This window comes from Pseudomonas sp. RW3S2, from assembly GCF_014268955.1.
Classification (GTDB): Bacteria; Pseudomonadota; Gammaproteobacteria; order Pseudomonadales; family Pseudomonadaceae; genus Aquipseudomonas; species Aquipseudomonas wayambapalatensis.
Map to the genome: position 1 here is coordinate 47084 of NZ_JABWRM010000002.1, position 13209 is coordinate 60292.

The following is a 13209-nucleotide window of genomic DNA, read 5'->3' on the forward strand; positions in this document are numbered from 1 at the left end:
TTCGGGCGCTTTCGCTCACAGATACTTGAGCCAACGAATGTCTCGGCGGCGGGCCTTGAATCCGGCGAACTTTCGCACCGGCCAGTACAGGGCCGCCGCCAGCAATGTGGCGACCAACCACAGTGCGCCGACGCTATCGAAACCGAAATACTCGCCCTGGTTGTGCCCGAACAGGCCGACGCTGGCCAGGTAGAAGACTTTCAGCGCGTACAGGTGCAGCAGGTAGAAGAACATCGGCGCGCTGCCGAACACGGTCAGCACGCCGATCCAGCGTGCCTGGCCGGCGCGTTCGAAGGCGCGCAGCAGCAACAGGCCGACACCCAGGGTCAGCAGCAGGAACAGCAGCGACGGTGGATACTTGGTGATGTTGAGCAGGCTCATCAGGGTCTGGGTCAGGTCAGGGTAGAGCTGCCACTGGGCCTCGCCATAGCCGTTGACCAGGCGCAGAGCCAGGAAACCAAGCAGCGAGCCGGTGCCGGCGAACAGCAACCGGCGTTGGCGCTGCGCGGTATCGCTACCTTGCGCGAACCATGGCCCCAAGGCGTAGCCCAGGGCGATCACACCGATCCAGGGCAGCAGCGGGTAGGAGGTTCGCAACCGCAGGTTCTGTGACACCTCCAGCCAACCGCGGTCATGCAGGATCGCCCACGGGGCGTGCATCATTGTGCCGGGTGCGAAGTGCAGGCTGTCGAGCAGGTTGTGGCCAGCGATGATGGCCATACCCAGCGCCATCAACAGCGGGCGCGGCAGCCACACCAGCAGCGACAGCACGATCATGCTCAGGCCGATGGCCCAGATCACTTGCAGGTAGATCACGCTGGGCGGCAGTTGGAAGGTCCAGGCGAAGTTGACCAGGGTGAACTCCAGCACCACGAGAAACAGGCCGCGCTTGAGCAGGAACGCCGAGACATCGCCACGGCCCTGGTGTTTTTCGCCGTAGAGCCAGGCGCTCAGCCCGGTCAGCATGACGAATACCGGGGCGCACAGGTGGGCGAGGGCGCGGCTGGCGAACAGGGCGGGCTCGGTGGTGTCGATGGTCATCGGGTCGCTGACCTGACGATGCAGGAAGAAGGTTTCGCGCACGTGGTCCAGCAGCATGAACAGGATGACCAGGCCGCGCAGGGCGTCGATGCTGTGCAGGCGGGGAGAGGGTGGTGTGGATGGCATGGGTCTGGGACAGAGTTGAGTAAGATTTGGAATGTTATCTTATATCTTTGTTGTTGTGGTGATGTTGATGGCCCTATCGCGGGACAGGTCGCAGCGGCGAACCGCCGCTCCCACGGGTGCTCCACCAGTCTTCAGGAGGGTGATTACCTGAGGGAGCGGGCTGGTCCCGCGATAGGGCCGGCGAGGCCTACGGCATCAGAAGCTGTAGTCCACCGTCGCGAAGTACGAGCGCGGCGCGCCCAGCAGCCATTGTTCGCCACTGTGCGCGGCAACCACGTAGTCGCGGTTGAACAGGTTGTTCAACTGCAGGCCAAGGCGTACGTCGGGCAGTACCTGCCAGCCGAGATTGGCATCGACCACGGTGTAGCCAGGGACGCTGTAGGCGTTGGCGGTGTCGGCATAGCGCTGGTCGACGTAGCGCAGGCCAATGCCGGCGTCGACGGTCTGGCCGAAGCCTTTGTTGAGCCAGAGGTTGGCGGTACGGCGCGGGACGTGGGCGGGGCGGTTGCCGGCGCGGTCCTGGGCGATGCTGCCGACGATCTCGTCGAAATCATCGTACTTGGCGCGGACCACCGAGGCGTTTGCCGATACCTGCCATTGGTGGCCCAGATCCAGCTCCAGCGCGGCTTCCAGGCCGTCGGAGGTCTGCTGGCCTGCCTGTTGTTTCTCATGGCTGATCGGGTCGTCGACCAACAGCTTCTTCTTGACGATGTGATAGGCGGCCAGGGTCCATTCACCGCGCCCATCCCAGAAGCGCTGCTTGAGCCCCAGCTCGGTCTGCTTCGATTCGGTCAGGTCGTAGTTGATCTGGCTCGGGCTGAGGCTGATGAGGTTGTTCACGCCGTCTTCGCTGGTGGAGTACTGGCCGTACAGCGACAGGTTGTCGGTTACCGCGAACACCAGGCCGGCGCGCCAGTTGCCGCCTTGCAGGCTGCGGTCGACGCGAGTGTCGTTGGTCAGGTTGTCACGGTCGATGTGGTTCTGGTCGCGGCGGATACCGGTCACCAGCGACAGGCGATCGGTCAGTTGGGTGCGATTCTCGGCGAACAGGGCGAAGGTGTGGGTCGTCGAGAGGGTCTGCGCACGTGTGACGTTCCGGCTGTGGAACCAGCCCGGTGCCGGATTCCAGGGATCGACGTAGTCGCCGCCGACATCGCTGTACGGCGAGTTGCTGTCGACATTGAAGCGGATCTTGTTGTACTCCGCGCCGAGCACAGTCTTGCTGTTCAGCCCGAACAACGAGTGATCGAAGGTGAAGCTCTGGCGGTCGCCGATCTGCTCCTGGTTGTGCTTGATCTCCAGGTAGCTCGCGCGCTCCAGCTGCTCGCGGCTCGGATCCCAGGTGTAGTCCTCGGCATTGCGCCAATGCCGGCGGCTCTTGATGTAGTACAGCTGGTTGCTGGCAGTGACGCTGTCGCTGAGGGTCCAGTCGGTGTTGAAGCGGGTCCATTCGTCATGGTAGCGCTGCACGTCGTTCTGGATGTTGTAGTTCTTCTTGCGCAGGCTGTCGCGCAGGTGGCCGTCGATCAGCGGCGTGCCGAAGTAGTTCGATGGCTGTGCGTCGCCACGTTCATGGGCCAACGTGAAGCTAAGGTCGTCGGTGGCATCGAAGCGCAACGCAGCACTCAAGGCCAGGCTGCGAGAGTCGGTGCGGTCGACCCAGCCATTGCCTTCCTGCTTGTTCAGGGTCAGGCGGTAGCTCAGGCGTTCGCTCAGGCTGCCGCCGCTGTCCAGGCCCAGTTGCTGGCGATCCCATGAGCCATAGCCCAGGCGCAGGTGATTGCGGATCTCGCCGTCGAAGGGTTTTTTCGGGATCACGTTGATCACCGCGCCCGTGGCCCCTTCGCCATAAAGTACCGAGGCGGGGCCTCGGATCACCTCGATGCGCTCGACCATCCACGGGTCCACCGGAAAGGTCTGGGTGCCAGCGCCGGTGTACAGGCGCGAACCGTCGAACAAGGTCATCACCGAAGAGTGTCCGCTGAAACCACGGGCGGAGAGCGCAGTGTTGCCGTTGCCCGGGGTGCCGACGGAGGTGATGCCGGGCGAGCGGGTCACTGCATCCTGCACCGTGAGGTTGGCGCGCTGCTGGATCTGCTCGGCGGTGATGCTGGTGGTGCTGGCCGGGGTTTCCAGGGCGCTGAGGTTCAGGCGCGAACCGGCTTGGGTAGGGGTTGCCAGGTCGACGATCTGTTCGTCGCGGGTCTCGGTGATCGCCGTCGAGGGCAGGTCGAGGACCTTGCCTTGCGGCTGCTCGGCCAGCGCCGGCAGGGAAACCGCCATGCAGGCGGCCAGGGTGTGAAGCTTGAAGTGTCGGGACATATCGTTCCAGGGGTTCAGGAATGAATGGATCCCGGTGGAAACAACGCAAAGACGAGCAGACACGCACGCAGGCGCGCACGCGAACACCGGCCTGCGCCCGCCCACCGCGGGTTTGCCAACAGAAGCGTCAGGCCGGTCTCCGGGCTTGCGAGGGTCGTGAAGCCTTCACCTTCCCATGCATGAGCACAGTGGTGTGTCGAAGGATTCGCTCGCTTACCGTTGCGGGGGCAGCGCCGGACTTGTCTGCAAAGACGCACCGGCTTCCCGTTTCACCCTGCGCACGGCGGCGCAGGACACCTGAAACTGGCGCGCATCTGATCATCGAACGCGGAGGGAGTCAATCGTTTGGATGGGCGAAAAAACGTGATGGGTTGCAGGGTTGCGCGTTTTTATTGGATTTTTTTCGAACTTTTCCTACTGACGTTGTCTCGAACCGCTCGTTCGCCCTTTTTTATTCAACGCCATGGAGACTTTTGCGAATGTTCACTGGAAAACTGCTGCGTCACACTTGCGCCCTGGCCCTCCTCGGCGCGCCGCTGGCAGCGATGGCAGCTCCCAGCACCGAGCCCCTGTTCACCTTCGGCCTGCTCGGTTCCTACGACAAGTTCAAGTTCGAAGGCGGCGGCGACTCCGACAAGGAGCACCTGGGCCAAGGCGGTGTGTTCGCCAACTTCGGCAACAAGATGACGGCCGAGTCCGGCTTCATCTACCAGATCGGTGCCGAAGCCAAGTACGGCAAGAAGAACGACAACAAGCTCAAGGAGGCACAAGCCGACCTCGACCTTGGCTGGCGTGCCGCGCTGGATGCGCGCAACTTCGTCGATGTGATCGTCGGTGGTGGCTACAGCTGGACCCGTTTCGAGCCCGAGATCAACGACCTGGATACCAAGCTGACCTACAAGTCGCCGTTCGCCAAGGCGGCGCTGGGTTACAACCATCAGTTCGACGCCTCGACCCTGCGTGTCGAGGTCGGCGCCCGTCATACCATCGATGGCCGTGCACGCCTGAAGGTCGACGACTTTGGCAGCGACAGTGTCGACATGAAGGACCGCACCAACCCGTATGCCGAAGTCACACTGCTGATGAACCAGCAGGGCGGCATGCCGATCCAGGCCGGCGTGTACTACACCCGTACCGAGTACAAGATCGACGAGGACTCGCCGGTTGCCGACAACAACAAGCTCAAGCGTGACGAGTTTGGTGTGAAGGTCGGCCTGGCGTTCTGACGCCTTCGATGGTTGTACGCCGTTTGTAAGGGCAGCCTCGTGCCGCGATTGCGGCACGAGGCTGCCCCTGCAGGCTCAAGGGCGCCTAGCGGCCCCGGCGCCGCGACACCCGCGCCTCGATGTTCTTGCGTCCGATCAGCAGCGCCGGTTTCTCGGTCACTGGCTCATCGGCCAGCCACTTGTACATCACCAGGCAATCCACCAGCCCCAGTGCTGCATGACGAAATGCCTTGGGCAGGCGCCCGACGGTCTCGAAACCGAGCTTATGCCACAGCGCCACGGCCACCTCGTTGCTCGCCACTACCGAATTGAACTGCAAGGCCAGAAAACCCTCCTGGCGCGCCAGCTTCTGCGAGTGCTCGCACATCAGCCGTGCCACGCCACGTCCGCGTGAACGGGGTGTGACCATGTATCCGCAATTGCCCACGTGCGCGCCCGGGCCTGCGGCATTGGCCTTGAGGTAGTAGGAACCGAGCAGCTCGCCATCCTCTTCGGCCACCAGGGTGTGCAACGGAAACTCCAGCCACAGCGTGCGCGCCTGCTCCTGCGACATCTGCGGGTCGTATGCGTAGGTCTCGCGCGCCTGGACGATGGCCTGGAAGGTCGGCCAGAAACGTTCGAAGTCTTCCGGGGTCATGGGGCGAATGTGGATCATGTCGGTTCCTGCTCGGGCTGGGCCGGCAAGTCTGGGTGTATGGGCGCCGTCATGCAAGTGCTGCGGCGCCCGAGCGCCTCAACTGCCGGCCTTGCCGACCGCATCCAGCGCCCGTGCCGAATACACCAGGGCAGCGCCCGCGTTCATGGCCACGGCCACGCCCAGGGCTTCTGCGATTTCCTCGCGGGTGGCACCGTGCTTGACCGCCTGCTGCGAGTGCACGGCGATGCAGCCGTCGCAGCGGGTGGTCACTGCCACGGCCAGGGAAATCAGCTCGCGGGTCTTGGCGTCGAGGTGGTTGGTCTTGGCGCCGGCAGCGCTGGCGGTGGCGTAGCCGGCCACGGTGTCGGGGGAAAGCTGCTTGAGATCGCCGATGCCGGCCATCAACTGCTTACGGTAGGCGTCCCAGTCCATCATGCTCATCGTCTTCACCTTGTCAGGTTGGCAACAGGAGCTTTCAGGCTAGTCGAAGATGGGGGGAAGGGCGGGCCTCTTCGCCGAGGGGCTAGGAGGCCGCAGGAAGTGTCAGATGTAGATGAACAGCAGCACCAGTGCTGCCACCACGGCCCACTTCTCGAGGTAGTAGCGGGTGCGGTTGCGTTTCTTCATGGCCTTGCCACGTTCGCGGATCTTGTAGATGCGCGTGAACAGACGGTTGATGCCGCCTGTCTTGTCGTTGGCATCGTTGGGTGCGGCAGCTGCGGCCATGACGTTGCGGCTGAACCAGCGGTTGAAGGCGCTTGCCCAGCGGTATTTCAACGGGCGCTCGACGTCGCAGAACAGGATGATACGGTTGTGCTCGGTGGTATTGGCCGCGTAGTGGATGTAGGTCTCGTCGAAGATCACCGCCTCGCCGTCGCGCCAGGAATACTTCTCGCCGTCCACGTCGATGTAGCAGCCATCGTCGTTCGGCGTGTCCAGGCCCAGGTGGTAACGGTACGAGCCGGCATAGGGGTCACGGTGGCGAACCAGCTTGGCTCCCGGCGGCAGGGTGGCGAACATCGCCGCCTTGACCGTGCCGATGCCTTGCAGCAGTTCGGTGGTGCGTGGGCACAGGGTCATCGCCGAGGGATGGCTCTCGCCGTACCACTTCAGGTAGAAGCGCTTCCAGCCGGTCTTGAAGAAGGAATTGAAACCGACATCATCGTAGTTGTCGGATTTCTTGATCTCGCCAGCGTGCAGCAACTGCTGGGCTTCTTCGCGGATTTCCTGCCAATGGTCCTTGAGCGGCTGCAGTTCGGGGAACGATTCCACGGGCAGGTAGGGCTTGGCCGGGTGCTTGGAGAACAGGTACAGGAAACTGTTGACCGGGGCGAGGAAGCTCGAGTGGTCGCCCAACTGACGAGTCAGCTTGTGGCGAACGCGACCGCGCAGGTGAACATAGGCGATCGAGAGGACGAAGATCAGTACGAGTGCGATTTTCATGGACGGTTACTTGTCGAATAAAAATGGCCATGCGCCATGGCTGTAGCCCGCCAGCATAAACAATCGAGTCGCCAGTTTGTACATAATGTTGTTACATCGCTTTGGACCAAGGTGGAATGGTCGGCAGTCTGCGCAAACGATTCAACCCGGCGGCTTGGTGAATCGACACGTCACCCGGTTCTTTGGCTTATCAAGGAGTTTCCGATGGTTCAGGATGCACGCCCAAGCGGTGCGCCCTTCAAGCGCCTTTTCTTTGCCCTGGATTTGCCCGAGGCTCAGCGCCGGGCCGTTGCCCAGTGGCGCCGTGAGTTGGGGTTGCGGGCCGGCAAGCCGGTACCGGCCGAGAATTTTCATGTGACGTTGCTGTTCCTGGGCGATGTGGATGCCGCCCTGGTGCCGGCGCTGTGCGCTGCGGTTGACGGCATGACGCCCCGTGGGACCGGGGCGCCGATACGCCTGCTGCTCGACCGTCTGCAGGTGTGGCGACGTGCTGGTGCACTGGTGCTCGAACCTGGCGAGACACCCGCCAGCCTGCGCCAGCTGGTCTACGGCCTGGAGCAGCGGGTACTGCCGCTGGGCATCGCCGGGCAGGCCCGTGACTATCGTGCGCACCTGACCTTGTCGCGGGACTTCCAGGGGCCGCCGCCCGAGGCTGGCCAGGCGCCGGAGTTTCTTCTCGATGCCCGCCGGTTCGGTCTTTATGAATCGCGCAAGGGGCGTTACTGGCCGCTGGCAGAGTGGCCCTTGGGCGCCGCCGAGGCATTGTCACAGGCAGCGGCCTCGGGGAGGCCGAGCCAGGGCAGGCCAAGGTGGAACTGAGCGCCGGCATCGTGGCGATGGTCCGTCGCCAGGCCTGAGAGCCGGGTCATACCGGCAGGCTGCGGTAGGGCAGTTCGTCACCTGGGCTGCGGGCGAATTCGCGCTTGTACTCGCGGCTGAACTGCGACGTGCTCTGATAGCCTACGCGGTGCGCCACCTGGGCCACACCCAGGCTCTCGCCGATCAGCATCTGCTGCGCCTTGAGCAGGCGCAGGCGCTTGAGGTACTGCATCGGCGCCAGTTCGGTGCAGCGCTTGAAGTGTTCGTGGAAAGTCGAAACGCTCATGTTGGCGCGGCTGGCCAGCGCTTCGACACTCAATGGCTCGGCGTAATGGTCGCGCAGGTAGGCGAGCACGACGCCGATACGGGCAAAGTGCCCCTGCTGTTCGACCAGGGCCCGCAACACGCCGGCCTGCGGGCCGCGCAGGGCGGTGTACAGCACCTCGCGCACCCGTGTTGCCCCCAGCATTCTGGCATCCAGTGGGTCCTGCAGGCATTCGAGCAGCCGCTCGACGCTGGCGCGCATCGGTTTATCCAGCGCCGCCGAACTCATCGACTGCGGCGTCTGCGCCTGTACTGCCGGGTCTGGTGGCAGGGCCATGTTCTGCACCAGTTCGCTGAGCACGTTGCGGTCGATGCTCACGGCCACGCCGAGCATGGGTGCCTGGGGCGTGGCGAAGGTTTCGCACATGAAGGGCACTGAAAGCGCCTGGATCAGGTAATGCCCGGCACCGTACTCCAGCGTGCGCGGCCCCAGGCGTGCGAGCTTGCTGCCCTGGGCGATGATGATCAGGCTCGGCTCGTAGATCTGCGGGCTGCTGGCCACGTAGTGGTCCCACGACAACACCTGGACCTGGGGCAGGTAGGTGTCGACGAATCCGGGGCGCGGGGCGAGGGCGCGAATCAGCGAGCAGAGGGGGGCATTGGCGTCGACGTGTTGGGTCAGTTGCATGGCAAACCAGTGACAGAGAATCAGACACTGGCATCTTCGCAGATTGACAGTCCAGCGCCAGATTGCTTCGACCAACTCCGGAGAATCAGGCACGAATGCCGGAGGATCGGCTGTGGGCCTGGCCCGTTTCGATGCGCAGAATGCGTGGCCTGAATCGTTTCAACATTGCGAGGTCCAGAGCATGTACACCGCCATCGGTTATGCCGCCCAGTCTTCCACCGCGCCGCTGGCGCCCATGACCTTCCAGCGCCGTGGCCTGCGCCCGGATGATGTCGCCATCGACATCCTCTACTGCGGCGTGTGTCACTCCGATATTCACCAGGCCCGCGATGAGTGGGGCTTTGCCGTGTACCCACTGATGCCCGGCCACGAGATCGTCGGTCGTGTCACCGCTGTAGGTGAAAAGGCCGGCAAGTACCAGGTCGGTGACCTCGTCGGTGTCGGCTGCATGGTCGATTCCTGCCGCCATTGCGAGGCTTGCCGACAGGACCTGGAGCAGTATTGCCTGGAAGGGCCGACCCAGACCTACGCCACTCCCGACCGTATCGACGGCAGCAATACCCTGGGTGGCTACTCCAGCAGCATCGTGGTCAGCGAGCACTTCGTTCTGCGTATCCCCCAAGGGATGGACCTGCCGAGCGCCGCGCCGATCCTCTGCGCGGGCATCACCACTTACTCACCGCTCAAGCACCACGGTGTGGGGCCTGGGCACAAGGTCGGCGTGCTGGGCATGGGCGGCCTGGGCCACATGGGCATCAAGTTCGCCAAGGCCCTGGGCGCCGAGGTGACACTGTTCACCCGCTCCCCGGCCAAGGCCGAGGAAGCCCGCCGCCAGGGCGCCGATCATGTCATCGTCTCCACCGACGAGGCGCAGATGCGCGAGGCAGCAGGTCGTTTCGACTTCCTGCTCGACACCATTCCGGTGCAACACGACCTGAATCCCTACCTGGAAACCCTGAAGTTCGACGGTGTGCACATCCTGGTCGGCCTGATCGAGCCGGTCGATCCGCCCGTGCATGCGGCCAACCTGGTACTCAAGCGTCGGGTGCTGGCCGGCTCCTTGATCGGCGGCATCGCCGAAACCCAGGAAGTGCTGGATTTCTGCGCCGAACATGGGATCAGTTGCGATATCGAGATGCTGGATATCCGCGATATTAACGAGGCGTTCGAGCGGATGATCAAGGGTGATGTGAAGTACCGCTTCGTGATCGACATGGCGACCTTGCAGGCCTGATCCGGGCGGTTATCCCCATCGCGGGACGAGTCGCAGCGGCGAACCGTCCCGCGATTGCGGCCAGTACAGGGGCTACCAGACCATTGCCTTCTCCCACCCTTTCCAGAACAGCCAGCGGCGCAATTCGGCATGTTCGCCGGTGCCGATCTGCCAGGCAGGTCGTTTGCTGTCCAAAGCGATCAGCGAGATGAAGCCGGCATGGCTGGCCGCGACCAGGGTGCTGCCATCGGCGCTGATGTCCATGGCGCTGATGGCCGACCCCAGGTAATGCTGCCAGTGTGCACCACCGTCTTCGCCGAAGCCGCGCAGATAGCCTTGGGCATCGCCGACGATGTACTCACCTTCGCGTGCGACGCCAGCATGAATCTGCACGCCTTCCTGCAGCATCGAGATCTGTGGGTCGGTTGCAAGATTGGCGAGCGTTACGCCAAGGCTGGCCCCGCCGTCGCCCTGGCAGGCATTGAGCAGCAACTGGTCGCCGCGGTGGTTGAACAGGGCAAAGTGCGGATACTCGCCCGCCGGGACGATCTCGGCCAGCGGCTCCAGGTGCTCGTCGAGTAGCTGGTGGTTGCCGCGTTGCTCGCCCAGCACGATCCTTCGGCCATCCGGCGACAGTGCCGCATGGGCCAGGGTCAGGGTGAGCGCGATGTCGTCAGGGTCGGTGCCGTCGGCCAGTTGCGCCAGGATATCTGCTTCGCGGCGCAGCAGGCGGGTGGCACCTTGAGGTGTGAGCAGGAAGATGCCCTCGCGGCTGACCAGCAGCACCCGTTGGCCATCCGGCAGGGGGAGAAGCTGGGTTGGGGCGGGTGGCAGGTCGAAGGGATCGAACGGGTAGCCAGGTGGCAGGCCTTCCAAACCATGGGGCCAGGACAGCCGGGCGACCTGCGGGCCGCCCCAGCCGTCGGTGATGCGTACGCCCTCGGCATTGGCCAGGGCGAAGTAGCGTCGTCGCGGGCAGCGACCGAAATACTCGACGCTGATCATCGGGGTCACCCCGTTGCGGTCGATCTGCACCACCTGGCCCTTGTCGTGGGGCATGCCGATGCGTGCCAGCAAGCGGCCGTCATCGAGCAGCAGCACATTGGCGATACCTTGGCCATGGCTCTGGAGCAGTGGCAGCAAGGGATCATGGGCGGGCGGCCAGGCTTCGCGAAACAACTGGCGCTGGTGCTCGTCGATGCCAGGCCTGTTGATCGCGTGCAGGGCGAGCTGCCAGGCCTCGAGCAGGTGGTCGATGGCCGGTGGGCAGGGCGCTTGTGCTGGGTCGTGCCCTGGTGCGCGACCTTGCGCAACATGGCGGTTGACGGCCTCGGCGTAGGCGGTGATCGCCTGTTGCCACTGCTGCTGAGGGTGTTGCTTGTCCATGAGCGGATCGGACTCCTTGTTCCGCAGGTTGCTACAGTGCGTCATGGTACTCCGTGTGCGCGCGGTTGTGAGGCCCGGCCTTGACGCGTACCATGCCGAGTATTCCTATCAATAACAAACCGTGCATCCGCGTCCTTAATCTGGGCACGTGGGGCGCGTCCTATCGCTTTGCCTGCGGAGATTGCATTGGCCTCGATGAATGGACCCCTACCTGATTCCCTTCCTGCACCGGCAGGCGGCGGCAGCTGGCTGAGCGTGATCGCGCTGGCACTGGCGGCCTTCATCTTCAATACCACCGAGTTCGTGCCGGTGGCACTGCTCAGCGACATCGGTCGCAGCTTCGACATGACCACCGCGCAGGTGGGCCTCATGCTGACCATCTACGCCTGGGTAGTGGCGCTGGCTTCGCTGCCGATGATGCTGATGACCCGTAACATCGAGCGGCGGCGCCTGCTGTTGTTCGTGTTCCTGGTGTTCGTCGTCAGCCATCTGCTGTCGTGGATGGCACAGAGTTTCGCCATGTTGCTGGTCAGCCGCATCGGCATCGCCTTGTCGCACGCGGTGTTCTGGGCGATCACCGCGTCGCTGGCGGTGCGCGTGGCGCCGGCCGGCAAGCAGGCCAAGGCGCTCGGGTTGCTGGCCACCGGAACTACCCTGGCGATGGTTTTGGGCATCCCGCTCGGGCGGGTGGTGGGCGAGGCGCTGGGTTGGCGCATCACCTTCCTCAGCATTGCGGGCGTGGCGCTGGCGACCATGCTGTGCCTGATGAAGTCGCTGCCCTTGCTGCCGAGCCAGAACTCCGGTTCGTTGCGCAGCCTGCCGATTCTGTTCCGCAGGCGCGCCCTGGTCATCACCTATCTTTTGGTCACGCTGGTGATCACCGCACAGTTCACCGCCTACAGCTACATCGAACCGTTCGCCCTGCATGTGGCGCAGATCAGTGGCGAGCACACCACCTTGATCCTGTTGCTGTTCGGCGGGGCGGGGGTGCTCGGTTCGGTGCTGTTCAGCCGCTACAGCGACCGCTTCCCGCATGGTTTCCTGGTTGGGTCGATCGGTTGTCTGGCCGCTTGCCTGTTGCTGCTGTTGCCGCTGTCGGGGAGCTTCGCCGCCTTCGCCGTGTTGAGCATGTTCTGGGGCGTGGCGATCCTGAGCTTCAGCCTGTCGCTGCAATCGAAGACGCTCAAGTTGGCGTCCGACGCCACCGATGTGGCCATGGCGCTGTTCTCGGGGATCTACAACATCGGTATCGGCGGTGGGGCGTTGCTGGGCAGTATCGTCAGCAGCCAGATCGGCGTGGCCAATATTGGCCTGGTCGGCGGCGTGGTGGCGGTGCTGGGCTTGGGCCTGGCCTTGGCCAGCAGCCAGCGCTTTCGCGATGCTCTGGCGACACCCCCGGCGCCTTGAAGCTTCACGCCAGCAAAGCCGACCACGCTGACACCAGCAACAACAATGCCAGCAACTGTTTGAAGCGCTGCAGGTGCCGGGGTGAGCGCAACCAGCGGGCACTGCCGATCCCCAGCAGCGCCCAGGCGCCCATGCAGGGCAGGGCGACGATCAGAAACACCAGCGCCAAGTGCCACACCGGCACTCCTGGCGCGGCAAACACCCCGATCACCGCCACCGCCATCAGCCAGACCTTGGGATTGACCAGTTGCAGCGATGCCGCGCTGACAACCCCGAAGCGCTGCCGTGCCGTTGCATGCAAGGGCTCACCAGCGGCGCGGAACAACTGCCAGGCCAGGCGGCTCAACCACAGCACGCCCAGCCCGCTCATCACTTGCTGCGCCAGCGGGTGGCGCAGCAGCACCTCTCCCAGCCCCAGGCCTACCACCCAGACGATCGCTGCCGCCGCTGCGCAAGCCGCGAAGATTGGCGCCAGGCTGGCACGCAGGCCGTTGTGTGCACCGTGGGCGAGAATCAGCAGGTTGGTCGGCCCGGGGCTGATGCTGGCGACCAGGGCAAAAAGGATGAAGGGCAACAGCGATGACGACATGGTGAGGCTCCTGTGGTTCGGAGCACCATGGTCAGGCTTGGGGGCGGT

At 64.0% G+C, this 13209-nt stretch carries 12 protein-coding genes and 1 riboswitch; of the genes, 4 read left to right on the forward strand and 8 right to left on the reverse strand.

The genetic code is table 11. The features are described 5' to 3' along the window. Positions 1 to 15 precede the first annotated feature (15 nt). Both HU748_RS03095 and HU748_RS03100 read right to left on the reverse strand, forming a co-directional pair. Positions 16 to 1167, reverse strand: coding sequence for a DUF1624 domain-containing protein (locus HU748_RS03095; RefSeq protein WP_186665178.1), 1152 nt, complete (start codon positions 1165 to 1167; stop codon positions 16 to 18). A 195-nt stretch (positions 1168 to 1362) separates the two neighbouring features. Beyond that, positions 1363 to 3489, reverse strand: a complete 2127-nt coding sequence (locus HU748_RS03100; protein WP_186719146.1) for a TonB-dependent receptor — start codon at positions 3487 to 3489, stop codon at positions 1363 to 1365. Between the two features lie 112 nt (positions 3490 to 3601). Then, a riboswitch (cobalamin riboswitch) is annotated at positions 3602 to 3805 on the reverse strand. Positions 3806 to 3968: 163 nt separating this feature from the next. On the opposite strand from HU748_RS03100, the gene HU748_RS03105 reads away from it, so the two are divergent. Then, positions 3969 to 4715 (forward strand): outer membrane beta-barrel protein, encoded by a 747-nt coding sequence (locus HU748_RS03105; RefSeq protein ID WP_125929724.1) that lies wholly within the window; start codon positions 3969 to 3971, stop codon positions 4713 to 4715. 85 nt (positions 4716 to 4800) lie between these two features. On the opposite strand, the gene HU748_RS03110 is transcribed toward HU748_RS03105, so the two are convergent. From HU748_RS03110 to lpxO, 3 genes are all read right to left on the reverse strand, one after another. After that, positions 4801 to 5370 (reverse strand): GNAT family N-acetyltransferase, encoded by a 570-nt coding sequence (locus HU748_RS03110; RefSeq protein ID WP_125929725.1) that lies wholly within the window; start codon positions 5368 to 5370, stop codon positions 4801 to 4803. 78 nt (positions 5371 to 5448) lie between these two features. Continuing rightward, positions 5449 to 5793 (reverse strand): carboxymuconolactone decarboxylase family protein, encoded by a 345-nt coding sequence (locus HU748_RS03115; protein ID WP_054890878.1) that lies wholly within the window; start codon positions 5791 to 5793, stop codon positions 5449 to 5451. Positions 5794 to 5895: 102 nt separating this feature from the next. Further along, positions 5896 to 6795, reverse strand: coding sequence for a lipid A hydroxylase LpxO (gene lpxO, locus HU748_RS03120; protein ID WP_054890877.1), 900 nt, complete (start codon positions 6793 to 6795; stop codon positions 5896 to 5898). Between the two features lie 204 nt (positions 6796 to 6999). Here lpxO and thpR point away from each other — a divergent pair, with 204 nt between their 5' ends. Then, positions 7000 to 7614, forward strand: a complete 615-nt coding sequence (thpR, locus tag HU748_RS03125; protein ID WP_186719147.1) for an RNA 2',3'-cyclic phosphodiesterase — start codon at positions 7000 to 7002, stop codon at positions 7612 to 7614. Between the two features lie 46 nt (positions 7615 to 7660). Here the strand turns inward: thpR and HU748_RS03130 are convergent, their stop codons facing one another. Further along, on the reverse strand, positions 7661 to 8566 hold the full coding sequence (locus HU748_RS03130) for an AraC family transcriptional regulator (protein WP_186665172.1): 906 nt from the start codon (positions 8564 to 8566) through the stop codon (positions 7661 to 7663). Between the two features lie 181 nt (positions 8567 to 8747). On the opposite strand from HU748_RS03130, the gene HU748_RS03135 reads away from it, so the two are divergent. Next, positions 8748 to 9800 (forward strand): NAD(P)-dependent alcohol dehydrogenase, encoded by a 1053-nt coding sequence (locus HU748_RS03135; protein ID WP_186665171.1) that lies wholly within the window; start codon positions 8748 to 8750, stop codon positions 9798 to 9800. A 72-nt stretch (positions 9801 to 9872) separates the two neighbouring features. On the opposite strand, the gene HU748_RS03140 is transcribed toward HU748_RS03135, so the two are convergent. Continuing rightward, the gene (locus HU748_RS03140) at positions 9873 to 11165 is read right to left on the reverse strand and encodes a hypothetical protein (RefSeq protein ID WP_186665170.1); all 1293 of its coding nucleotides are present in this window, start codon (positions 11163 to 11165) and stop codon (positions 9873 to 9875) included. Between the two features lie 195 nt (positions 11166 to 11360). Between HU748_RS03140 and HU748_RS03145 the strand changes: the two genes are divergently transcribed. Next, entirely contained in the window at positions 11361 to 12572 is a 1212-nt protein-coding gene (locus HU748_RS03145; protein ID WP_186708497.1) for a sugar transporter, read from the forward strand. Positions 12573 to 12576: 4 nt separating this feature from the next. Here the strand turns inward: HU748_RS03145 and HU748_RS03150 are convergent, their stop codons facing one another. Next, a complete protein-coding gene (locus HU748_RS03150; protein WP_186719148.1) occupies positions 12577 to 13161 on the reverse strand; it encodes a LysE family translocator in 585 nt (194 codons plus the stop codon). Positions 13162 to 13209 lie beyond the last annotated feature (48 nt).

Excerpts from the sequence above, each read along its gene's own strand:
- HU748_RS03095 (WP_186665178.1), bottom strand. The coding sequence starts at position 1,167 with ATGCCATCCACACCACCCTCTCCCCGCCTGCACAGCATCGACGCCCTG.
- HU748_RS03140 (WP_186665170.1), bottom strand. The coding sequence starts at position 11,165 with ATGGACAAGCAACACCCTCAGCAGCAGTGGCAACAGGCGATCACCGCC.
- HU748_RS03135 (WP_186665171.1), top strand. The coding sequence starts at position 8,748 with ATGTACACCGCCATCGGTTATGCCGCCCAGTCTTCCACCGCGCCGCTG.
- HU748_RS03145 (WP_186708497.1), top strand. The coding sequence starts at position 11,361 with ATGAATGGACCCCTACCTGATTCCCTTCCTGCACCGGCAGGCGGCGGC.
- HU748_RS03115 (WP_054890878.1), bottom strand. The coding sequence starts at position 5,793 with ATGAGCATGATGGACTGGGACGCCTACCGTAAGCAGTTGATGGCCGGC.
- HU748_RS03105 (WP_125929724.1), top strand. The coding sequence starts at position 3,969 with ATGTTCACTGGAAAACTGCTGCGTCACACTTGCGCCCTGGCCCTCCTC.
- thpR (WP_186719147.1), top strand. The coding sequence starts at position 7,000 with ATGGTTCAGGATGCACGCCCAAGCGGTGCGCCCTTCAAGCGCCTTTTC.
- HU748_RS03130 (WP_186665172.1), bottom strand. The coding sequence starts at position 8,566 with ATGCAACTGACCCAACACGTCGACGCCAATGCCCCCCTCTGCTCGCTG.
- HU748_RS03150 (WP_186719148.1), bottom strand. The coding sequence starts at position 13,161 with ATGTCGTCATCGCTGTTGCCCTTCATCCTTTTTGCCCTGGTCGCCAGC.
- lpxO (WP_054890877.1), bottom strand. The coding sequence starts at position 6,795 with ATGAAAATCGCACTCGTACTGATCTTCGTCCTCTCGATCGCCTATGTT.
- HU748_RS03100 (WP_186719146.1), bottom strand. The coding sequence starts at position 3,489 with ATGTCCCGACACTTCAAGCTTCACACCCTGGCCGCCTGCATGGCGGTT.
- HU748_RS03110 (WP_125929725.1), bottom strand. The coding sequence starts at position 5,370 with ATGATCCACATTCGCCCCATGACCCCGGAAGACTTCGAACGTTTCTGG.